The organism is Bifidobacterium sp. B4142 (genome assembly GCF_026537325.1).
In the GTDB taxonomy this organism is placed as follows: Bacteria; Actinomycetota; Actinomycetes; order Actinomycetales; family Bifidobacteriaceae; genus Bombiscardovia.
This window is the reverse complement of sequence record NZ_JAFNMJ010000005.1, coordinates 114,890-138,010: the sequence shown is the minus strand read 5'-3', so window position 1 is coordinate 138,010 and position 23,121 is coordinate 114,890. Positions and strand designations below refer to the sequence as shown.

Sequence of the window (23,121 nt, the reverse complement as noted above, 5' to 3'; positions counted from 1 at the left end):
TGCCTGTACATAGGCTTTCGAGTTTCTTCATGATAGGTATTATTCGATCTGTTTCGTAAGTGCGTCCGGTTCTATGGGGTCCGGTGTCTGCTGGGAAGAAAGCCAAGTTGCGCTGATCAGGCTGCATCACCGGGTGCGGCCAATCATGATGTTCGCCGTCAAGGTATCTAGCTGGCGTTATTGTGATTCCCGCAGAATTGGTGTGAGAATCTCCAAGCCTTCATTCTCCCAATGCTTGTAAAGCCTGGAGAAAAGACCGGTTCGTCTAGTGGATGATTGGACCACGGGAAAGCCAGATACTAATCTCAATTGCAACTTGCGCTGGGAACGATACCAGTTATACTGGGAGAAGCTAGTTCATAAAGCAATGTAGCTGTAAGGAGATTCCATGCAGAGCGGGGATAGTTCTAAAGTCTTCAAATTGGTAACGATACCAAAAGGGGATTCAACTATAACTTCACCCTTACAGTGGGGGAACAATTGTATACAACTGGAGTTCGAAGTCGGAAATGACCAACCTGTTGCTCTAGTTTCCATGACTTTTAGCCCGTACCATGAGACGTATTCATCCCTGCCACAATCAGTCGGGTCATCGTCCAGCCGCGTGCCTGCCGATACCTCCGGGCCGAAGACACAACGCATCACTTTTCCTGGTCGTCTGCCGATGGTACAGATAGAAGCCTCTGGTCGCGGTACCGGTCATACAATTTGTGGACGTAGGCTTATTGAGACATCCCTTGGCCATGCTCTGCGATTCGCTTCTTGGAAAACCTGGTATACGAATGGAGTCAGCAACCTGGAAATACGCCAGGAAAGCCAGGAACATGGGATTGAATGTAGCCAATTGTTCCAGGTAGCTGACGGTGACCTGATGTTCAAGGTCACGACAAGCATTAAAAACACCTTGGAAGACGACCTGGTCCTTGAATCTCTCCCCACCTATTGCCAGCTCTTCGGACAAACGAATGGTTTTGACGAGTCTAGGGACAGGCTGGTGGGTTGGCAGCTGGCTGAGTGTCGGAATGACTGGCTTGGTGAGGGACGTTGGTCATGGAAGCCACTCCGTGAAATATGTCCTCTTCTTAATAATGACATGGTGGGCCGGACGCCTCAAAGTGCCTACTCCTGTGTATCGGAGGGGACTTTTTCCACAGGGCAAGTTCTGCCGATGGGTGTTCTGACTTCGTCGAAGCAGGACATCACCTGGCTCTTTCAGATCGAGCACAACGGACCATGGCGCTGGGAGGTGGGCGAAAGCGAAAAAAGCGAGGGATACTTTGCGCTCAGCGGGCCGACTTACAAAAATCATGATTGGTCCGTGGTGCTTCACAAGGACCAGCAATTTACAGCAGTACCTGTTTCGGTGACTCCTGCCGTCAACTTTGATCAGGCCGTTGAGTCTGTTACAAACTATAGGCGACGCTGGCATCTTGCGACGGATAAGTTGAAGACTCCGAAGATCGTCTTCAACGATTATATGAACACTCTCAACGGTGATCCAAGCACAGACCGCTTGCTGCCTTTGATCAAGGCAGCCGGCAGCATTGGTGCTGAAGTATTCTGCATCGATGCCGGCTGGTACGACGACACCGGCGATTGGTGGCCGTCAGTCGGTGAATGGGAGCCGTCTACGACCCGATTTCCCGGAGGCCTTGGTGAGGTCATGGATGCTATTAAGCGTGAGCACATGATACCAGGTTTGTGGCTTGAACCAGAGGTTGTGGGAATCAAAAGTCCCTTGGCCAAGAAGCTGCCGGATTCCGCGTTTTTCCAGCACGCAGGGCATCGTGTAGTGGAACAGAATAGGTATCTGCTCGATTTCAGAAACCCCCAGACCATAGGGCACATGAATGAAGTGATCGACAGGCTTGTCGGAGATTTCGGGGTCGGCTATTTTAAGTTCGACTACAATGTCATGCCTGGCCCAGGCACCACATATCGCTCGGATAGCCCTGGTGATGGTCTTCTAGGTCACAACCGGGCCTATCAGGAATGGATAAAGGGGCTGTATCGTCGTCATCCTAACTTGATCCTCGAAAACTGCTCCTCTGGAGGCATGCGGACGGATTTCGCCCAGTCTTCTATATTCCACCTTCTCTCTACATCGGATCAGCAGGATTTCGGCCGGTATGCGAGCATAAGTGCTACAGCGCCTATGGCTATGCTTCCCGAGCAGGCTGGCAATTGGGCGTATCCGGCTGCCGATATGGATGACGAGAGCTTTCGCTTTGCTCTGACCAACACCCTCCTGGGGCACTTCTTCCTGTCGGGGTACCTGAATCGGTTCTCGGAGCATCAATTGAATATGGTCCAGGATGCGATTGATGTCTATCGTCGCGTAATCGGCGACCGGGTATCTACGGGTGTGCCTTTCTGGCCATTGGGGCTGCCTGGCTGGTATGACGACAAGCTCGCACTCGGCATCAGAAATGCACGCGATTACGGAGCAGATGGGATCAGAGATGGTGTTCTGATCACTGTTTGGGCCAGGTGCACGTCGGATGGTCATCTCGATCTGCCCCTGCCTATGTTCACAAACAAGGATTGCAGGATGCAGGTTCTCTATCCGCGTTTTGCCGACCGTAATGGTGAGTCGGATTCTTGGCGTTATGTCTGGCATAGAGAAAGGGGGAGTCTAGAAGTTCATATGCCCGAAGAAGGGTACACGGCCAGAACCCTCTTAATCAGTGAGTGATTGGCCTTCAGTCTGAAAAGACGTGAGTGATGTAGTGAGAATGTCCCTGCCATCCCGCCATTAGCGGGTGGCGGAGGCGGAAAGGGATAAACAATGAAGTTGATCCAATGGAAGATCGATTCTTCACGAAAGAGCGTTCGAGCCGTGGCCGGTCTGGTGATTGCTGCGGGTTTGTGCTTGGGCACTTTAGCTGGATGCGGCAACCCTGCTGCCAGCAGCGATGACACTGACACCAAGGCATCTGGCTACTGGCCCGAGGCGAGTGCCAAGTTGGACAGCGTGACTTTGAAGTTCTGGAGCTCGCCTCAGGCCAACAAGATTCCGGTTCAAGTCATCAAGGATTTCCAAAAAGCTACGGGTGCCAAGGTTGATCTGGTTACCATTCCGGAAGTCTATGAAAACAATGCACAGACTAAAATCACGACCGGTGATACTCCCGACCTGGCTTTTTGGCAACCGACCAGGTCCATGATGACCGGTTTGGTTGCTCAAGGCAAACTGCAGAAGCTTGACAATGCCCCCTTTGAGAAGAACTACAAAAAGGGTATAGATGACGAGGCAGGGCTCTACAAAAACAGCAGATATGCGATTATGGTGAGCGCGCCTTCGACTATGGGCGTCTATTACAACAAGGATGTCTTCAAGGCCGCTGGCCTTGAGGCGGTACCCAAGAACTGGAACGAGTTCGTGGCGGCTGCTCAGAAAATCAAAGATGCCAATATCCCTGGCGTGGATTCGCCCCTCTTTGAAATGGGTGGTTCCCAATGGGGCACGCAGTGGGCTGTCCAGGTCCAATTGGCCGAAGCGGCACAAGGGGGTCTTTGGGACCGCGTGAACCAGGGCAAGGATAAATTCACCGGCAAGGACATCATGGCAGCCATCACCAATTATCAGGACCTCTTCAAGAAGGGGCTCTACAATGCCGATGCTGGCTCGGCTAAGGACACCGCCCAGGAAAAGGCCCTGTGGGACGGGAAGACGGGGATGATCTTCGGCAATGCCAGTCAATTCCTGGCCATCTCCGCCTTGGCCGGCAACGATAAGAGCGCTCTGGACAAGAAGATCGGGTACTTCCCAGTGTCGAAGGACGGCAACTATACCACCATCATTCCTGATGGTTCCAATGGGGTCGTGGCCTTCAAGAGCGGGGACAGCAAGCGCGAGGCAGCATCCAGACAGTTCCTCAATTTCTGGATGACCGATGGCTACAAGGCTTTCATCAAGCAGCAGAACATCATTTCGGTTCTGAAGAACGTCGATTCGCCGAACACTGTGCCCCAGGCCAGCCTGGATGCGGCACAGTCCATTCAGCACAGCGTCGGATCCATGCAGCTCCAAGCCCTGGCTAACCCTGATCTTTATGTCAACCTGGCCAGCATGGTTAATGGGACCATGACGCCGGAACAGGTCGCCCAGACCACGCAGGATCAGTTCGCACAGGTAGCCAAGGCCCAGGGGGTGAAGGGCTTCTAAGGAAAGCAGCGGTCGGGGGATAGGTAATTCCTCCGGCCGTTTTTCCTGGATTCATACGCATGAATTGGACAATCACATCGGAAGAAAGGACCTTTTATGTCTGATGCATTCGCTGCGGGTCCTGCTGAAAAAGGCCGGAAACGCTTGGGTGGGAACCGATCTATTGGTTCCAATAGTGAAACAGCGGTTATGAAAAAGAATTACCCGCTTCGGTTCCTGGTCCCAGCGGGGGCTATCCTACTTGTTTTCTTCTTCGTCCCCACGGTTCTGAACTTCATCTATGCCTTTACTGATTGGTCTGCCTTCAAGACGACCATCTCCTTCAACGGTTTCGACAACTTCATGAGCCTCTTCAAAAACGGGATACTGCTCCGGGATTTGAGGACCACACTAGTCTTCGCATTCTTCGTCGCCCTTTTTCAGAATACTTTTGGGCTGATTCTGGCTGTTTTTCTTGAAAAGGACACGACTGAAAACCGCATCGCCCGCGTACTCTTCTTCATACCTGTGCTCATGTCGGCCCTCGCCGTGGGATATGTTTGGCAGGCCGTCCTTCAGGCCAATGGCGCCTTGGACCAGATACTGAGTTTCTTTGCGGGAAGGACCATTAGCACGGCCTGGTTGGGAAGCACCACCTGGTCGATCGTCATAGTTTCCGCAATCCAGGGTTGGAAATGGGCTGGTCTGGCCATGCTCATTTACCTGTCCGGGCTCAAAACCATTGATGAGGATGTCCTTGAGGCAGCCGAAATCGATGGAGCCAATTCCTGGCAGATTTTCTGGAAGATCAAATTCCCGCTCCTGGCCCCGGCTGTGACCTTCAATGTGGCTACCTCCCTCCTTGGCTCAATGAATGGGTTCGATACCGTGCAGGCTACAACAGCAGGTGGCCCTGGCGGCTCCACTGAGATCCTCAACCTCTTCGTCTGGAGAACCTTCGGCCAGGGTCTGTATTCACAGTCGACGATGATGAGCCTCCTGCTCTTTATTGTGGTGATGATTATTGCCATTCCTCTGATTTGGTACCTTCGCAGAAGAGAGGCCAAGATACTATGAGCAATGCGAGTTTTGAACCTGCCGCCACTAATTCTGGCGTGCGTGTTGCGGGACACAAGGGAGCTCTGGGCAAAAGGGTGCTTCACACCGTCCTCCTGGTCTTTCTGGTTGTAGCCTGCCTAGGGGTGCCTTTCTATCTGCTGGTTGTTACAGCGGGCAAGGATCAGGCTGAGGCCCTAAGACTGTCCTTGGCGTTGCCAACTAAGTGGCATCTCTTTGAAAACTTCGGCATCGTCCTCTCCCAAGGCAAGATGATTCCGGCATTCTTCGGTTCTCTTGTGGTAACGCTTCCTTCTGTCGTGGTGGCCTTGATCTTTGGTTCCATGGCTTCATGGATTTTGGCTCGACGAGCTACCAAGGCCATGGCTCTGGTATATGCCCTATGCATATCTGGACTGATTCTGCCGCCGGCCGTGGTTACGGTCATGCTGCTTTTGAAGATGATCGGTCTGGCGGGAACCGCCATCGGCATGATCTGCGTCTATGTGGGGATCTACCTTTCGACGGTCATCTTCTTCGTCACCGGGTTCATTCGCACCATCCCGATCTCCTTAGAGGAAGCTGCTCGAATCGACGGAGCCAAGCCTATGAGGGTCTTCTTTATCATTGTTTTGCCCCTCCTTGGGCCCACAATGGCTTCCGCGACCATCCTGCTCATTCTGTATATTTGGAATGATGTCTTCTATGCGCTCTTTATCCTCTCGGGCAAGATGGACACCCTGCCGCTGAACCTCTACAACGTGGCCAATGCCGGACTCTATCTGAATAATTGGCATTACATCTTTGCCTATATCATTCTGATGAGCCTGCCGCTGTTGATCATCTTCGCTGTGGCGCAGAAGAAGATCATCTCAGGGATAACCGGAGGGGCGGTGAAGTGAGAGGTAGCACGGTGTACGAAGGACCACGAACCTGTCCGTTGTGACACAATCAGATAGGGTGATTGATGTTTGCGTCGGCCGCCTGGCAGCCTGCAATAGGCTTGCCGGGCGTCTGCGTGTTCGAGAGGATGGTTGCAGATGGTTGCGGGGAAAAGACGGGCTCCATCCATCAAGGATGTGGCAAGAAAGGCCGGTGTTTCCGTTTCCACGGTTTCCCGTTATCTCAATGGTGGCCGCAACCTGAGCGACGGCAAGCGTAAGGTCATAGCTGAAGCTGTCAAGGACTTGAATTACCGACCCAATACCATTGCCAGAGCCTTAGTGTCTAATGAATTTCAGTCCATCGCGGTTATCGCCACGGATATATCCCTATACGGATCCATGCAGTTGGTGCAAGGGATTGAACTGGCTGCACGCCGACGGCATTATCTGGTCACAGTGACCCTGGTCGGCAATGGTCATGAGATGGTAAAGGAGACTGTAGACCAGCTCATCCAGAACAGGCCGGTCGGATGCATCATCCTGGACGTGGAGCGTTCCAGCCTCCTGCACTCTTTCGCTGGATACATTGCGCAATCGCTTCCCACTGTAATCGTGGATGAAGCTGATCTGGCTTCGGGGAGCCTGCTGATAGGTGCCTATGAAGGCGGATACCAGATCACCAAGTACCTGCTGAGACTGGGGCATAAAACCGTTTTCCATGTATCCATTCCCGAAAACGGCAATAAATATACGCGATCCCTGGGTTGGCGGCGTGCTTTGGAGGAAGTGGGGGCTCCTATCGAGGAACCCTTGTCCTGCACCTGGGATTTCCGAAAGGCAGAGCAGATTGGACGCTACCTGTGCTCTTTCCCGGAGGTCACAGCCATTTTCGCTGGCAACGATGAGGTGGCCGCAGGTGTCATACGAGGCATTCTTCTCGAGGGCAAGAAGGTTCCGGAAGATGTCAGCGTTGCCGGCTTCGATGGCAACCCTATCGGTGAAGTGACCGTCCCAAGCATTACGACCTGGCGGCAGAACTTTCAAGGAATAGGGGCCAAGGCTGTTGAACGCTTGGCTCATTGGCCTGACAGTGATGACCGGCCGGAGGCCAATGGAAGCAAGAGTGGCAAGGTAGACGACGGGACTCATAAGGCAAGTGAGGAAGAGGAGCCGGATCTTGATCAGTTGCAACAAAGCCGCGCGATGGGGGACGAGCAGGTCTCGTCGCGACTGATCATTCGGGAGTCCACGGCTCCGCCACAGTCTGGACGTGGCCGATGAAGATCGGCTGTAGCAGCAATTGACTATCCAACCAAGGCTGCACTTGAAGCAGACAGTGTCCCAGGCTGTGGTTTTTCCTAGGCAACGCTGTTTCAGCCGCTGTATGTGGCAGCTGCGGTCAGGCCTTGAACCGGCGCTCATCGTTCATGGTGGCGAAGTTCAGGCCGATCAGGATGCCGCCGCCTACGTAGTTGCCCAGCATGGCCACCAGGACCACCAGGATCGCCTTCCAGGCATTGACCTGCCCGAAGACGCCCAGGATAAGGAAGAGGGCCGAATCCGCTATCGAGTGCTCGAACCCGCAGAAGGCGAAGACGAAGACGGCCACGACCATGATGATGCACTTGGTGAAGTCGTTGGAAAGCTTGCCGTTGTAGACCATGAGCATAGCGATGTTGATGCAGAAGTTGCACAGGATGCCACGTACGAACAGGTCGGCGAACCCCATAGGGCCGCCGGAGATGTAGCCGGTCTTGGTCGCCGCGGCTGTCAGCATCTGGTCCAGGGTCGGCCCGCTAACGATAGATGACAAACGGAGGATCACGGCCACGACCAGGGCTCCTGCCAGGTTGCCCAGAAGGCAGAGGACCAGGATCCGCAGGGAGGCCAGCCAGCCCAGGCGCTTGTGATAAGCGCCTATGGTGACCACCATCATGTTGGAGGTCAGCAGTTCGGAGTTGGTGTAGTAGATCAGGACCAGGGCCCAGCCGAAGGTGGTCGCCGCCAGAACACGGCCTGCCAGGATCAAGCCGTGGTCGGCGGGGTTTTGCCCGGCCTGACCCATGATAACGAAGAAGGCCGTGAAGAAGATACCCACGAAGAGGCCGGCCATGGTGGCTCGCTGCATGTACTTGCCGGTCAGGGCGCCGCTCATGGTCTTCTTGCTCTCAACCACGTCCAGGACGGTGCTGATGAAGGCCCGCCCGGGGAAGAGGGGCTGCCTGTTCTGCTGGTCTGTCATCTGATTGGGCTGCTCATTCACGGGGTTCATTATGGCATCCCCAAGTAAAGAGGGACCGCCCTTAAGGCCAGACTGTGCGGGAATTCACTTCTTTGCCAGTGTCACTCAGCCTCACTCGGTGCGCAGGGCGGTGGCAGGATCCTGCTTGGCTGCCTTTCGTGAGGGGATCAGGCCGCCGATCAGGGTCAGAACCACACTCAGAATGACCAAAGCTATACCGCCTGAGGCAGGCAGGGCGGCGTTGACCTCGGTGGTCCCCATGAAGTGGTGCATGATGCTGTTGGCCGGAATGATCAGCAGCAGGGTGATGCCCACTCCCAGCAGGCCCGCCAGAAGTCCGATGAGGCCGGTCTCGGCGTTGAAGACGTTGGAGACGTTCCGTTTGGAGGCGCCCATGGCGCGCAGGATGCCGATCTCCTTGGTCCGTTCCAGAACCGATATGTAGGTGATGATGCCGATCATGATGGAGGAGACCACCAGCGAGACCCCGACGAAGGCTATCAGCACGTAAGTGATGACATTGATGATGGTGGTGACCGAATTCATCATCAGGCCCACGTAGTCGGTATAGACGATCCTGTTCTTCTTCGCGGCCTTGTCGTTGTAATGCTTGATGGAGTCACCCACGGAATTCTTGTTCTCGAAGCTGTCTGTGTAGATGCTGATGCGGGAGGGGGCATCCCGGGAGATCAGGCCGAAGTCGCTCAGGTTGTCGGCGTAGGTGCCAGTGGAGACGTACTGGTTGTATATGGCGACCAGGGCATCCTGCGGGGCGGTGGCGATGTACTGGTCGAAGGCCTGGGCTGTCTGCTGTTCGGCAGAGGCCCCCGTGGGGATGCCCGCAGAACCTTGGGCTCTTGCAGCGGCTCCGGCCCGGCCCTGGGCCTCCTGGCCGGCCATGGCCGCTGGGCTTTTCATGATCTCCTGGGCCATGCTGGCTTTCTGGCTAACGCCCAGAGATGCGATATAGGCCTTGGCATCGTTGGCCTTGGCGGCATCGTCGGCAGGGGCGAAGGCCATTCCATTGAGGACGCTGTGGCCCTGATCGGCCTCCTGGTCGGTGACGATGGGGCTGGTCTTGGCCTGGTCGATCAGGTAGTCAGTCAGCTGGCGGGTATACCCGACGCCCACTTTGAGGGGCGTGGCCTTGGCCCCCTGGTTGGGGCGGACGATGCCGACGATCCGCAGCTGCAGGCCCTGGTCGGCGGCCTTGGTCATCTGGTCTGTGCTGTCGCCGATGTAGTGGTAGTGGCCGTCGGTCCCCTTGGCATACTGGTCCGCGGCGGGCACCAGGGAGAGCTTCTGGTCCATGGCCTTGGCGTATTCGATGGGCTTGGTGTCGACCTTGACCTCCTGGCCACTGTTGAGCTTGTTCATCATGTCGGTGTACTGGCTGGAGGGGAGGACGCCCAGCTTGTAGAGGCTGGTGACGGGCATTTGGTTGTTCTTGTCCAGCACCAGGACCACCTGGTCCTTGGCCTTAGGCCAGGTGCCGTTCACCACCTGGTAGTTGTCGGTCACCACCTTGCTGATGGCGGTCTTGGCATCGGCCCCTGGCATGATCTCACCGAAGATCTCCGGGGCCTTGTTCTTCTCGGTCTTGCCGGTCAGGTAGGACATCTGTTTGGACTGGATGTCGCCCATGTCGCTGTCGGTGTTGGCCGTGGCCATCTGGCTGGCGGTAGAGCTGGCGGCATCCTGCCCATTCATGGTCACCTTGTCCGCAGAGACCAGCTTGCCGTCCGGGTCGTGCTCGAAGACCGAGAACTTGGTGGCATAGGAGTACTGGATGCCCACGGACCCCACGTACTGGTGGATTTCGCTCCTGGGATTATCCAAGTATTTTTTGAAGTTGGTCAGATTGTTTTGGGTGATGCTGCTGGTCAGGCTGGAGGCCCCCTTGATGCTGGAGTCGTCCGGCTGGATGGCCTTGAGATCCTTGTGGGCTTCGGCCTCCTTCTGGGATTCCTGGGCAGAGTCCGCTATCTTGTTCAGGTCGAAGGACTGCTCCTGAATAGTAATGGGGTAGGAGGTCATGGTCTCCCGCTGCACCCTGTCGATGTAGCGGTTGACTCCGGTGGACACCGACAAGATCAGGGCGATGCCGATGATGCCGATGGATCCAGCGAAGGCTGTGAGTGCAGTCCGGGCCTTTTTGGTTCGAAGATTGTTGAAGCTCAACGATAGGGAGGTCAGCAGTCCCATGGAGGCCTTGCCGAAGGTGCGGTGGCGGGCCCGGCGGATGGGCACCTGGTCGTCGGGCAGGGGGTCGGAGTCGCTGATCACAGAGCCGTCGTGCAGCTCCACGATCCTGGTGGCGTACTGGTGGGCCAACTCGGGGTTGTGGGTGACCATGACCACAAGCCGGTCCTGGGCCACCTCCTTGAGCAGGTCCATAATCTGGATGGAAGTCTCGGAGTCCAGAGCTCCGGTGGGTTCGTCGGCCAGGAGGATGCGGGGGTTGTTGACCAGGGCCCTGGCGATGGCCACCCGCTGCATCTGCCCGCCCGAGAGCTGGTTGGGTCGCTTGTTCACGTGCTGGCCCAGCCCCACCTGCTCCAGGGCCTGCCTGGCCCGCTCCCGCCGCTCCTGCCGGTGCACGCCGGAGATGGTCAGGGCCAGCTCCACGTTGGACAGTATGCTCTGGTGAGGGATCAGGTTGTAGCTCTGGAAGACGAATCCCACAGTGTGGTTGCGGTAGGAGTCCCAGTCCCGGTCCTTGTACTTTTTAGTGGAGGTGCCGTTGATGATCAGGTCGCCCTGGTCGTAGCGGTCCAGCCCGCCGATGATGTTGAGCAGAGTGGTCTTGCCGGAACCGGAGGGGCCCAGGATGGCCACGAACTCGTTGTCGCGCAGGTTGACGCTGACATCATTCAAGGCCTGCTGGACGAAGTCCCCTGTTTTGTATTGTTTGGAGATGTGTTCGATCTGCAGCACCGTAGTCCTCCGCTTTCTGGATTCTCAATGGCTCAATGGCATGGGCTTATGGACTCTTGGAGTGCCAGCTTACGCCATCAGAATGGGTAAATGCCGATATGGCCTAGTCCACCGACTTGAGAGCCTCCAGCATGTCCACATGCTTGAGCTTGTTGTTGACCATCCAGCCCAGGCCGGCCGTGATGACCGTGATCATGATCAGGGGCACAACGAAGGCCACCCAGCTGATGGAGGGGTCAAAGAGGACGTCGTCCGGCGGCACGGTGGTGATGATGTAGTGGTGCAGCCAGGCCCCGAACCCGTACCCGGCAAGGACGCCGATGGCCGACAGGAGGATGGTCTCCCGGTAGATGTACATGGTCACCTCGCGGTCGTAGAAGCCCAGCACTTTGATGGTGCTCAGCTCGCGGATCCGTTCCTCCACGTTCAGGTTGGTCAGGTTGTAGAGGATGACCAGGGCCAGCAGGGTGGCTACGATGATCAGCACCTGCATGATTATGTTCAGGGACCTGACTACGGTGTCGATCTGGCTCATCAGAGTCGTGTTCTGCACCACCCCTTGGATGCCGTCTATCCGCATGAAGGATGCGGCCTGTCTTCTGGTGTTATCTGCGCTGGAGTCCTTGAAGGTGACCAGATGGGCGTTGGGCGAGAAGTCCTGGTGGAAGACGGTCCTGTAGGCCGATGGGCTCATGAAGACGAAATGCCCTAAGTACATCTCGCAGATGCCGTCCACCCGCATGGTTCTGTCCTTGCCGTCTGAATCCTGCAGGGTGATCTTGTCGCCGGTCTTTGTCCCTGTCAGCTGGGCGATCCGTTCGGAGAGGATCACGCCGTCGCCCTTGAGGCTCAGGGGCTTGTGCCTGGACCGGGTGTCCAAGCGGATGAAGTCGTCCAGGCGCTCGGAGCTGGCCGGCGCGATCATAGTGATGGACTGCTTGTCGGCATTGTGGCCGGCTGTCTTGCTCATCTCCTCGTAGCGCACATTCAGGGAACGGCTCACATCGGGCTTTTCCAGCCGTTTTTTGATGGATTGGCGCTGGTCGGTGGTGGCCTGGCTGTTCTCGGCAGCGATCAGGTCGTAGCGAATGACTTGGCCGAATTGGTGCTCGTTGATGGCCGAGATGGATCCCTGCACGCCGAACCCGGCCATCAGCAGGGCCACTGACCCGCAGACCCCGAAGATGGTCATCAGCATCCGCTGCTTGTAACGGAAGATGTTCCTGGCAGTGACTTTGTGAGTGAAGTTGAGCCTGTTCCAAATTAGCGGGATATGTTCCAGGAAGATCTTCGAACCGGCACTGGGCGGCTTGGGCAGGAGGAGGGCCGACGGCTTCTCGCGCAGCTCCCGCCAGGCGCTCAGGAAGGCCGGGACCACGGCGCTCAGGAAGGCCAGCAAGCAGGCCAGGAGGGTGATGGGCAGGTGGAAGCCATAGTGGATAGTCGGCATGTCGAAGGCATGGGCGTAAGCCTGGTAGACAATCCAGGGCAAGAGGGTGTGGCCGGCGACGATGCCCAGAAGCGCGCCCAGGGCCGAGGCTGCTCCGCCGTAGACCAGGAACTTGGCCATGACATCCTGGTCCCTGTAGCCCAGGGCCTTCAGTGTTCCGGCATTGATCCGCTCCTCGTCCACGAAGCGCGTCATGGTGGTGAAGGTGACCAGGGCGGCCACCAGATACATGAAGTAGGGGAAGACCTTGGCCAGCGAGTCCACGATGAAGGAGACGGAGGCGTAGACCTTGTAGCCCTCTGAGCCGGGCGCTTCACGGCGCGAATCCAGGGCGTAGACCGGCTTCTCCAGCCGGCTCAGCTGGTCGGCCGCCTTGTTCAGCTTCTTCTGGGCGTCGTCGATCTTCTTCTGGGCGTCAGGGCTCTCCCTGTTGAACTTGTCCAGTTTGGTCTGGTATTCCGCATTTTTCTGATCCAGGGTGGCCTGGGCCTGGTCGATCTGCCCTTGGGCTGAAGCATGGCTGCTGGCCAGCTGCTGCCGGGCCTGGGCTAGTTTGGCCCTGCCCTGGGCCAGTTGTGCCGAACCCTGATCAAGTTGGGCCTTGCCCTGGGCCAGCTGGCGCTCGCCCTCCTTCACCTTGGCCCTCGCTTGGGTCAGCTCTTGCCGCTTCGCATCCAGGGTCTGCTGGCCAGCTGCAACCTGTGCCATGCCGGGTGTGTACTGATTGGCCATGAAGGCATCGTGGCCCGCTTTGGCCTTGGCCACCAGGGCGTCGATCTGCGGCGACTGCCGGTTGAGCTCGGCCAGCTGGGCCTGAAGCCCGGCCTTTCTGCGGTTGAGTTCGTCCTGCTGCTGGGGGGTCAGCCCGGGTGTGGCCAGTTGAGCATCAATGGCCTGAATGAGGCCGGTGACCTGTGCGATGCCCTGTCTGCATTGCTTTTGCGCTTCCTGGGCCTGGGCTACAGCCTGGTCGGCCTGGGCTTTTCCGCCTTTCAGCTGCTGGCGGGAATCATCAAGCCTGGCCTGTCCCTGGTCGATGGCCTGCTGACTTTGATCGGCCTGTTGCCTGCCCTGGGCCACCTGGCTGGCGGAGGACTGGTACTGCCTCTGCTTCCGAGCCAGTTCGGCCGAGCTCAGGTCCACCTCCTGCTGTCCTTGGTCGATAGCTGCCTGGGCCTGCACCGTCTTGGCGGCCAGTTGGTTCTTGGCAGCCTGGATGCTCTGGGCGCCTTGGTCCAGATCTTTTTTGGCCTGGTCCAGTTGCTGCCGGTTCCCCTCGAGTTCATCTCTGAACTGGTTCACCTGGTCCTGCCCCTGGTCCAGCTTCTTCTTCAGGGGGGTCTTGATGTCATTCAGCCTGGCGGTGGGACGTCCTGACAGAATCCTGTTCAGGTCGTCCTTGTGGGTCTGCAGGGCCTGGGTGTATTGGTCGGAATAGTGGTCCCTGATCCGGTCCAGGTCCTTGAAAGTCAGGCGGGCGATCATATACTCGGCCGAATCGAAGGCCCCGGGCGTGGTCACAGCGTAGGAGTCCAAGGAACCGGATCCGGCTGTAGAGGGTCCCATGTTGACCTTGCTCAGAATTTCGGTCGACCTGACCGTGCCTACGACACGAAGCCTGTGATGCCTCAAGACCTTCCTGCCCAGCTGGTCGGCTTTCTCGTCCACCTTGATGCTGCTGCCGATGGGGTGGCTTACGGCTAGGGCCGTGTCGACCGCCACCTGATCCGGTCTGCTGGGCATGGATCCGTCGACCAGCTCATAGGTGGAGATCCGGTCGGGGGCGGAGTAGATGCGCAGGCTCTTATCGGTCCCCTTGAGCACCACATCTTTCAGATACCCGTATTCGATTCCCGAGCTGCCGGGGGCGGTGTCGATGGCATCCCGGTCCTCCTGGTCCAGGCCATAGCTGCTGATGACCATCAGATCAGCCAGATGGTGGCTGGACAGGTAGACATTGCCGGCCTGCCGCATGTCTGGTCCGGTCACACTCAGCCCGACCAGTGCGAAGGAGCCCAGCGCCACCAGGCAGACGACGGAGATGAACCGTCCCAAGGACTTGCGCAGGGAGACCCGGATGTCGTGCCAGAGCACCTTTCTGACGGGCTGCATCCTCACCACTCCACGTTTTCGATGTCTTCGGGGCTGTCGTTGGTCTGCACGGCCTGGACCCGTGCGTCGTGCATGCGGATGACCCTATCGGCGATGGGGGCGATGGCCGCGTTGTGGGTGACGATGACCACGGTGGCGCCCTTCTGGCGGCACTGGTCCTGGAGGATGCGCAGCACCTGCTTGCCGGTCCGATAGTCCAGGGCTCCGGTGGGTTCGTCACAGAGCAGGATCTTGGGGTTCTTGGCTACGGCCCGTGCAATGGCCACCCGCTGTTGCTCGCCGCCGGAAAGCTGGGCAGGGAAGTTGTCGATCCGGTCGCCCAGGCCTACGTCGATCAGGGTCTGGACCGGGTCGGCAGCGTTGTCTACGATCTCCGAAGCCAGCTCCACATTCTCCCTGGCGGTCAGGTTGGCCACCAGATTGTAGAACTGGAAGACGAAGCCCACGTCATAGCGGCGGTAGGTGGTCAGCTGCCGGGCGTCATAGCCGGCGATGTCCTTCCCGTCCACGATCACCTGGCCCTCGTCGCAGGTGTCCATGCCGCCCAAGATGTTGAGCACAGTCGACTTGCCCGCCCCCGAGGCTCCGAGGATGACCACCAGCTCGCCTCTCTCGATGGAGAAGGTGACGTCGTTGTTGGCCACAATGGTCGTCTCGCCGGTCGCATACCGCTTCGTTTCTCCAATGACGTCGATATAGCCCATCATGCCCTCTCGTAACCCTGGCCGTCCGACGCAAGGGACGCCCCCCGATGCTCTGCTCCCCACTACTGTATACGTTCGTAGGGCCTGGGGCACAGGAGAACCGCCTGCCGGGCGGCAACATGTCCACAGGCCCGGCAAGGGCTCAGAGGGCTTGCAGGAGGTTGCCCAGTTTGCGGCTGTCCCTGACCGGTCTGCCCTGGCGGAAGGTGATGAACCGTTGGCAGGTCTGTGCCAGGAACTCCTGGTCATGCGAGATGACGATCACCATGACTCCCAGGGAGCGCATATAGCGGATCATCCCGGTCACCTGGTTCATGTGGAGCAGGTCCAGGCCGCTGGTTGGCTCGTCCAGAACCACCAGGCGTTTGCCCGACAGTATGGCGGCCGCGATGGCCACTCGCTGTTTCTCTCCGCCGGAAAGGGTGTTGGGGTGCCGGCCCAGGAGCCGCTCCAGGTCAAGTTTTTGTGCCACTTCCCTGAAGAGATCGGTTCGTCTGGCCCCAAGGAGCATTTCGCCCTCGACGGTCTCGCTGAAGAGCTGGTAGTTGACATCCTGGAAGACCATGTAGGAGTCCTCGACGCGCTCCCTGGCGGTCTGCTTGGTTCCGTTCAGGCTGATCTCCGACCTGTCGCCAGGCTTGAGCAGACCGGTCAGGACCGAGGCGAAGGTGCTTTTGCCGGCTCCGTTGCGGCCGATGATGCCGGTGACGTCCTCGCTGGACAGGGTCAGGTCGTCCACATTTAGGGCAGGAGCCTGGTCGTGGTGGTAGGCATAGGTCAGATTCCTGACCCGGAGTAGGTCGGGGGTCTTCTCAGTGGCGACACTGGCAGGGGCGCTCGCATCCTCGTTCGCATCCAGGTTCAGGGCCCGCAGTCCCCTGGCCTGACGACTCGGGCCATCCAGTCCCCTCATGGCGGTTGGGGTCAGGTGCTCTGTAAGCCTGCCGTCTTTCATGACCAGGAAGTCGTCGGCCAGCCCGTCCAGGTAGTAGAGGCGATGCTCGATCAGTACCATGGTCAGGCCCCGGTCCTTCAAGCGGCCCAGGATCCGCGCCAGGCTGGCCACCGCTTCAACATCCAGATTGCCGGAGGGCTCGTCCAGGACCAGAATCTGTGGGTCCATCATGCAGGAGGAGGCGATGGCGATCATCTGCTTTTCGCCCCCGGACAGGGAAAAGATGTCCCGATCCAAGAGCTGGGTGATGCCGAAGAGGTCGGCCACCTGGTCTATACGCTCCTGGATGGCCTCCGGCTGAACCCCGGTGTTCTCCAGGGGAAAGGCCAACTCGCTGCGGACGTCGGTGGTGAAGAACTGGGTCTTGGGATTCTGGAAGACCGATCCCACCTGCTCCGAAAGCCGGTAGATGGGCCGGGCCGTGGTGGGTTCGCCCCCGATCAGGCACTCGCCCTCCAGCTTGCCCTCGTAGAGTTCGGGAATCAGGCCGTTGATGACCCTGGACAGGGTGGTCTTGCCGCATCCGCTCGGCCCGGTGACCACGGTTAGCCGGCCCTGTCCCATCCGGCAGGAGACCTCCTTGAGGGATGGCTGGCTGGCGTCCTCGTAGGTGAAGCTAAGCCTGGAACATTGCAACATAGGCTCCACATCCCATAAGGACCAGGCCCAGGGCGCACATGAGCGCATCCAGTCTGGTGAAGACAATCCGTTGGATGGAGGTCTTGGGACCGGGGTCGCCAATCCCCCTGGTCAGGGCGGCTGAGGTCAGGTCGGAGGCCACGTTGGTGGCGTTGTTGAGCAGGGGAACGTAGATGTACTCCATGGTCCGCATCGGGTGCCGGACCATGTCGCCGGTGGTGACGGCGATCCCCCTGAACTTCATGGCCCGTCTGATCTGGGCATAGTCGTGCCTGACGGTCGGGAAGAAGCGGAATAGGACGCTGACGGGGATGACCAGCCACTGGGGGGCGTGAATCTTGCGCATCAGGTAGACCAGCTCCGAGACCTTGGTGGTACCCATCATGAAGGCCGCCACCAGCACCAGGGGAAGAACCCTGCCTACGCCGACGAAGAGGAAGAGCAGGTAATGCCCCGGCAGATTCTCTGGAAAAACCATGGCCAGGGAGGCGCCCAGGGCGAAGACCAGGCAGACCAGAAGCCAGGCCTGGCCCTTCCTCACCCTGCCCACGATGACCTGGAAGCTGCAGAAGTAGATGTTGATGGCCAGGACCAGCGGGGTGGGCAGGGTGAGGAAAATAAGGGCGTTGGCGAAGATGACCAGCAGGAATCTGGTGTAGATGGAGATAGGCCTCATTGCTTGGCAGGTATCCGGTTGAAATGCCTGTCGACGATCCTGGCGCCTATCCATGCCCCGAGCAGGGCGCCGACCAGGGTGGCCAGTATGCAGACCAGGAAGGTGGCTCCGGTGATGGGTGCGAAGACCCCGTTGATGTACTCCTGGCTCTTGCCGCGGCGGACCAGGCTGGCCACGTAGGCGTCTTTCATGAACCAGAGGGGCAGGACGGGGCCGGTGCAGCCGAAGGTGAGGATGACGTAACTCAGGCAGCGAGCCAGGTTGGGACGGCTCTCCCTGAGCGAGGACTGAACCAGATCGGCCAGCAGGCCGCAGAAGGCGTAGGGGATGAAGGAGAGGGCGAAGTGGCCGAAGACCAGCAGAAAGAGGCCCATGATGACGCCGACGATAGTGATGGCCCCGAACCTGGGCACCCGGCGGATCATCAGCATGTAGACCGGACCAGAGACCAGCCCCACCACAGTGGGAATGAAGAGGGAGGAGAGGCCGGGCATGACCAAGCCCGCCAGAAAGACGGTGATGAAGTTGCCTACCGCCATGCTGACGAAGTAGAGGGCTGTGAAAATGCCGACGTTGACCAGGTCTTTCGTCTTGAGTGCTTTCATGAAGGATCGCTCCCATCCGGGTGGCGGGCGCTCAGTCCGTGGGTTGGCATGCCCAGGTGAGGCCATATCAGCAGATGTCAGGTTCTGCATTCAAGTCTAGGGGAGCCAGGGGCGGAAAGTAAATGATATTTTTTCATGACCCCTGCCAGGGCTTCATACCGGGGGTATTGCCTGGTGCACGGGGATTTTGCTAGGGTCCACTGAGAGGGGTGTATCAGAAAGGCAGCAAGAAGGACAGGCATGATCAGCAAGCGACTACTCCATCTGCCAGGAGCCAGGATGGGTGCCAGCCTTCTGCTGGCTCTCCTGCAGACGCTCGGCGCGCTGGTGGAGGTCCTCCTCCTGTCGGTGGCCATCACGGCCGTGGGCCGTTCCCTTGGACTGGCTGTTCCCCATACCCTTGCTTGGGTGCCCGGTCGGCCTAGGCCTCTGGCCGTCTTGATAGGCGGGCTGATTCTGGTTCGGTTCCTGACTCAGGCGGTCGCCAGATCCGTCAGCGCTAGTCTGGCCGATGGGATGGGCAAGGCGCTCTCCCAGGCCCTGTACCTATCCGTGTTCGACCCCAATGGGCAGGAGAACGACCTGGACGTTCCGGCGCAAACCCTGGCCAGGCTTTCGACCGAGGGGGTCAAGTCGGTCGTCTCCTACTTTACGGCCTACATTCCGGCCCTGGTCCAGACTGCCTTGATGTTGGTCGTGGCTCTGGCCGTCCTCCTGCCCGTCAGCCCGCTGGCTGCGGGGATCGTCGTGATCGGCATGGTGGCCCTGCCCCTGGCCTCCAAGCCGACCATGGGCGAGAACATCAAAGTGCAGCTGGGCCAGCTGCGCAAGTACGACAAGGTCGGCGTCCACTTCGAGCATGCCCTGAGGGGGCTCAGCACGTTGAAGATCTTTGGAGCGGACCAGCGGCAGGCTGATGATCTGGCCGAGGAGTCCGAGGGGTTCCGCCGGATAACCATGGGGGTCCTGGGCGGGCAGCTGCGCTCGCTGATCAAGGCTGACGCGGTCATCTACGCCAGCCTCATTCTGGCGGTTGCAGCCACAGTCCTGATTGGGCAAGGCGGGTCCTCTCGAGTGCTATCCTGCCTGGTCGTCGCCCTGGCCGGGGTTCGGCTCTTTGCGCCCGAGCGGCAGCTGGTCTACATGATGCATTCCGGCATGGTCGCCATTAAGCAGGGCAAGGCCATCGACAACATTCTCCAGGCACGGCAGGGGGGTGACAGGGAGTCGGCGCCTCCGCAATACGCCTCGGACGCTGTCCCAGGGCCTGCATCGGGATCTGCCGGTGCGCTGGGCATCCGCGCTCGCAATCTGACCTACACCTATCCTGACGGCTTCCAGGCTCTGACCAATCTGAACTTCGATCTCCCGGCCAAGGGGCATGTGGGCCTGGTCGGCGCTTCGGGCTCCGGCAAGAGCACCCTGGCGGGCCTGCTGTCCGGGCGCCTTCAGAGGTATACCGGAGAACTGTCTATTGGAAGACGCAAAATCAGCGATCTGTCACGTGAGGACCTGGTTGGCCTGCAGACCGTGGTTCGGGGAACCGACCACCTCTTCACCGGAACCGTCAGGTCGAATCTCGATCCGGCCGGACTGGGCTACTCGGATGGTGAGCTGCTGGACGCGTTGGACAAGGTCGGTCTGACCGGTCTTGTCCAAGGCAAGGGCGGGCTGGACGCTCCCATCGACCCTGAGGGAGGCAACCTCTCCGGAGGGCAGCGCCAGCGGCTGTCCATTGCACGCGGGCTCCTGCGGCGTTCCTCTGTTTACATCTTCGATGAGGCCACCAGCGCCGTTGACCGCGAGCATGACGTTACCTTGGCTGCTCTGATGGACGCGCTGGGCAAGGAGTCCCTGGTCCTGACCATCACCCACCGCCTGGCCGGGGTCCGCAATGCCGATTGCATCCTTTTCTTGCAGGGGGGCCGTCTGGCGGAGAGCGGCGGTTTCCGTGAGCTGATGGATGCCGGGGGCGGATTTGCGGCCCAGTGGAAGGAGCAGGCCCAGTATGAGGACGGGGAGTGACAGCATGCAGCAGACGACCGGCAACCTGGTGATGATGCGCCGCATGGCCCGGCTGATGAAGCCTCTGGCCGGCACGGAGGGCAAGGCCATCCTCTGCGGCAGCCTGGGCCACCTCTTTGCGGTCTGGAGCATGATGGCAGCCGCTGCGGCCCTGATCGGCCTGGTTGCTGACTGGCCGCCGCTGAATGGCCAGTGGGTCCTCTGGGCCTTGGTGGCGGTCCTGACCGCCCTCAGCCGGGGGGTCATGGCCTATGGGGAGCAGTACTGCAACCATGAGATGGCCTTCAGCATGCTCCGCGACATCCGCACGACGGTCTTCGACAAGATGCGGTCCCTGGCCCCGGCCGGTCTGCGCGACCAGGCGCGCGGAGACATGGTGACGGTGATCACCAATGACATCGAGTTGCTGGAGATTTTCTACGCCCACACCCTTTCACCCATCGCCATCGCTCTGGTGACTTCCTTGGCCAACCTGGCCCTGCTCACCTGGCTCTCGCCCTGGATGGGCCTGGCCGCCGTGATCTCCTACCTCATCGTCGGTCTGCTCATCCCCATCCTGAGCGCAAGACCCACCTTCAAGGTAGCCATGCAGGAGCGGACGGCCCAAGCCAATTTGCATTCCCTTCTTCTGGAGACTCTGCAGGGCCGCACAGAGCTGGCGGGGTTGGGCGCTCTGGGGAATACCCGTCGCCGGGTGGGAGCCGCTACGGGCCAGATGTTGGATGCGCGGGGCCGTACCTCTGGGCGGACTATTGCCAACGATCTGGTCACCAACGTGGTCACTCTGATCTGCGCTGGAGTCTTCACATTGATGGCCTGCCACCTAGGTTCGGCAGGGTTGGTGAATCCTGCACGGGGAATGATCGGACTGGTCGGCTTCCTCTCTTCCTTCGCTCCCTTGATACCTGTGGCCCGGCTAGGCGCCGGCCTGCAGCCCACCTTGGCCGCGGCTCGACGGGTCTTCTCGCTTCTGGATAAGGAGCCGCCTGTACGTGAGGTGGAATCCGGTCATGGGGATCCCCTGGCGGAGTTCACTGGAGAGGAGGCCAAGGCCGTCTCCTTCTCCTACGCTGGCAAGACTGACACGGGCAAGACTGACTCAGGTGAACATGGTGGCCGAATCTCGGTTTTGGACGGTCTGGATCTTTCCATCAAGCCTGGCGAGCTGATCGGCATCCAAGGCGCCAACGGAGCTGGCAAGTCTACCTTGATCGATCTGCTGATGCGGTTCCAGGAGCGCAGTGGTGGGGATCTGACGGTTTCCGGTCTGCCTATCGAGACGATTCACACTGTCGACCTGCGTGCCCAGCAGGCTTTGGTGAGTCAAGATACCTATATATTTAGCCTTACTTTGGCGGATAACATCGCTCTGGCCCGGCCCGATGCCAGCAGAGAAGATATTGAGAAGGCAGCTCATGATGCCTGCCTGGATGATCTGATCGACCAGCTGCCTGACGGCTTGGATCATCTGCTTGCTGACAACGGCTCGGACCTGTCCGATGGACAGCGGCAAAGGGTGGCTCTGGCTCGCGCCTTTTTGAGCTCGGCGCCATTCATGCTTCTGGATGAGCCCACCAGCAATATGGATGCTCTCCTCGAGGGCCGGGTCTTGACCAGGCTGATCGAGCGGAAGGGCGACCGTACCTGTCTGATCGTCTCTCATCGTCCCTCGGTCCTTGCCAGGGTTGACCGGTTGCTGACGCTGCGAGACGGCAAACTAGTTGAGGAGAAAGATGCCATGTCGTGCGCGGTAGGATAGAGATGAGAGAAGTTCGTGTTCTGCTGCTATTGCTTCTGAAGAATCTCTAGCCTTGTCAGGTGAATAGCTGATTGAGAGGTATGGCAACACATGATTTCGTTATAATTTGCTGACTTTTAGCTGTATCGAGTTAGGAAATCTAGCGGGATAGGTCTATATGCTATGCCAAACGTATGTAACAGTGGTCAACCGACAGTCTGTCTGTAGACTGCATAGGAACGCTAGAATGCGATAACTCTTTAAAAGATGATGCCAGCGAGTCGCAAAAGTTACTAGATGCCAGAAGGGGAACTGCTCAATTTGTTGTGTATGCCATAACCGGAAGAGCCGCCTCAGGGTTCATATCTTCATAGCTGACAGTGGCTTTCCTCATAGAGTAGAAGATTGCCATCGTCTCCATTACACACCTCGAATGGATGGGTAACATCGCCGATTAGTTGTTGGAGTTGTGGCCATCTTTTTTGGACTGACCGCCAGGTAAAGATATTAGCTGAGCAGGGTCATCCGAAGATAGCCTATCTGTATAGGAAAAGGCCGACAGCGCAATAGCTATCGGCCTTCGTTCTATCAATGGACCCCAAACGGCCCAATCGGGTACGGCACCAGCAGATGCTAAAAGAATTTATCCTTACCTCTTATATCTACCGGGTGATGCTGCCGTCTCCCGACAAACCCCATCATATCGCCGTCGACGACCGAAGAAGTTCATCATGGGATAAAATCAGATAGTCGCCATGCCGGTGATGCGGAGATGGCGGCCGCCAGCTCATCCGGGTTGGCTGTTCTATCAATATACCGAGGTGGTTTGGATGCCTAATGGTAATCCAAACAAGGACGGTCGCGGATCGTACTTCATGGCTGCTGCTCTCGTGGGTGTCCCAGCGCTCGCGGGCAGGATGGATTCGTACGCTGCTTGGCTGATGTGTCTGG

At 58.5% G+C, this 23,121-nt stretch carries 14 protein-coding genes; 7 read left to right on the top strand and 7 right to left on the bottom strand.

Annotated features, from left to right (window positions below; all coding sequences use genetic code 11):
- Positions 1-388: 388 nt before the first annotated feature.
- The 5 genes from J3U06_RS08090 (at position 389) to J3U06_RS08070 (ending at position 7,368) form a co-directional block, all read left to right on the top strand.
- The gene (locus J3U06_RS08090) at positions 389-2,695 is read left to right on the top strand and encodes a glycoside hydrolase family 36 protein (RefSeq protein WP_267444865.1); all 2,307 of its coding nucleotides are present in this window, start codon (positions 389-391) and stop codon (positions 2,693-2,695) included.
- Between the two features lie 93 nt (positions 2,696-2,788).
- A complete protein-coding gene (locus J3U06_RS08085; protein ID WP_267444864.1) occupies positions 2,789-4,168 on the top strand; it encodes an ABC transporter substrate-binding protein in 1,380 nt (459 codons plus the stop codon).
- Positions 4,169-4,357: 189 nt separating this feature from the next.
- Positions 4,358-5,224 (top strand): carbohydrate ABC transporter permease, encoded by an 867-nt coding sequence (locus J3U06_RS08080; RefSeq protein ID WP_267444863.1) that lies wholly within the window; start codon positions 4,358-4,360, stop codon positions 5,222-5,224.
- Positions 5,221-6,105: a carbohydrate ABC transporter permease gene (locus J3U06_RS08075; RefSeq protein WP_267444862.1), complete on the top strand. Its 885-nt coding sequence runs from the start codon at positions 5,221-5,223 to the stop codon at positions 6,103-6,105. The genes J3U06_RS08080 and J3U06_RS08075 overlap by 4 nt, the downstream gene beginning before the upstream one ends.
- Before the next feature lie 138 nt (positions 6,106-6,243).
- Positions 6,244-7,368: a LacI family DNA-binding transcriptional regulator gene (locus J3U06_RS08070; protein WP_220236589.1), complete on the top strand. Its 1,125-nt coding sequence runs from the start codon at positions 6,244-6,246 to the stop codon at positions 7,366-7,368.
- A gap of 118 nt (positions 7,369-7,486) precedes the next feature.
- Here J3U06_RS08070 and J3U06_RS08065 read toward each other — a convergent pair whose 3' ends face one another.
- From J3U06_RS08065 to J3U06_RS08035, 7 genes are all read right to left on the bottom strand, one after another.
- On the bottom strand, positions 7,487-8,329 hold the full coding sequence (locus tag J3U06_RS08065; protein WP_267444861.1) for a formate/nitrite transporter family protein: 843 nt from the start codon (positions 8,327-8,329) through the stop codon (positions 7,487-7,489).
- 111 nt (positions 8,330-8,440) lie between these two features.
- Entirely contained in the window at positions 8,441-11,266 is a 2,826-nt protein-coding gene (locus tag J3U06_RS08060) for an ABC transporter ATP-binding protein/permease (protein ID WP_267444860.1), read from the bottom strand.
- 103 nt (positions 11,267-11,369) lie between these two features.
- A complete protein-coding gene (locus J3U06_RS08055) occupies positions 11,370-14,828 on the bottom strand; it encodes an FtsX-like permease family protein (RefSeq protein WP_267444859.1) in 3,459 nt (1,152 codons plus the stop codon).
- 2 nt (positions 14,829-14,830) lie between these two features.
- Positions 14,831-15,532, bottom strand: coding sequence for an ABC transporter ATP-binding protein (locus J3U06_RS08050; protein WP_220237321.1), 702 nt, complete (start codon positions 15,530-15,532; stop codon positions 14,831-14,833).
- 142 nt (positions 15,533-15,674) lie between these two features.
- Positions 15,675-17,126, bottom strand: coding sequence for an ABC transporter ATP-binding protein (locus J3U06_RS08045; protein ID WP_267444858.1), 1,452 nt, complete (start codon positions 17,124-17,126; stop codon positions 15,675-15,677).
- Complete coding sequence (locus J3U06_RS08040; protein ID WP_267444857.1) at positions 17,104-17,802, bottom strand: energy-coupling factor transporter transmembrane component T; 699 nt, start codon at positions 17,800-17,802, stop codon at positions 17,104-17,106. The genes J3U06_RS08045 and J3U06_RS08040 overlap by 23 nt, the downstream gene beginning before the upstream one ends.
- Positions 17,799-18,407: an MptD family putative ECF transporter S component gene (locus J3U06_RS08035; RefSeq protein ID WP_267444856.1), complete on the bottom strand. Its 609-nt coding sequence runs from the start codon at positions 18,405-18,407 to the stop codon at positions 17,799-17,801. The genes J3U06_RS08040 and J3U06_RS08035 overlap by 4 nt, the downstream gene beginning before the upstream one ends.
- A gap of 240 nt (positions 18,408-18,647) precedes the next feature.
- Between J3U06_RS08035 and J3U06_RS08030 the strand changes: the two genes are divergently transcribed.
- Positions 18,648-20,432, top strand: a complete 1,785-nt coding sequence (locus tag J3U06_RS08030; protein WP_267444855.1) for an ATP-binding cassette domain-containing protein — start codon at positions 18,648-18,650, stop codon at positions 20,430-20,432.
- A gap of 4 nt (positions 20,433-20,436) precedes the next feature.
- The gene (locus tag J3U06_RS08025; RefSeq protein WP_267444854.1) at positions 20,437-22,191 is read left to right on the top strand and encodes an amino acid ABC transporter ATP-binding/permease protein; all 1,755 of its coding nucleotides are present in this window, start codon (positions 20,437-20,439) and stop codon (positions 22,189-22,191) included.
- The last annotated feature ends 930 nt before the right edge of the window (positions 22,192-23,121 follow it).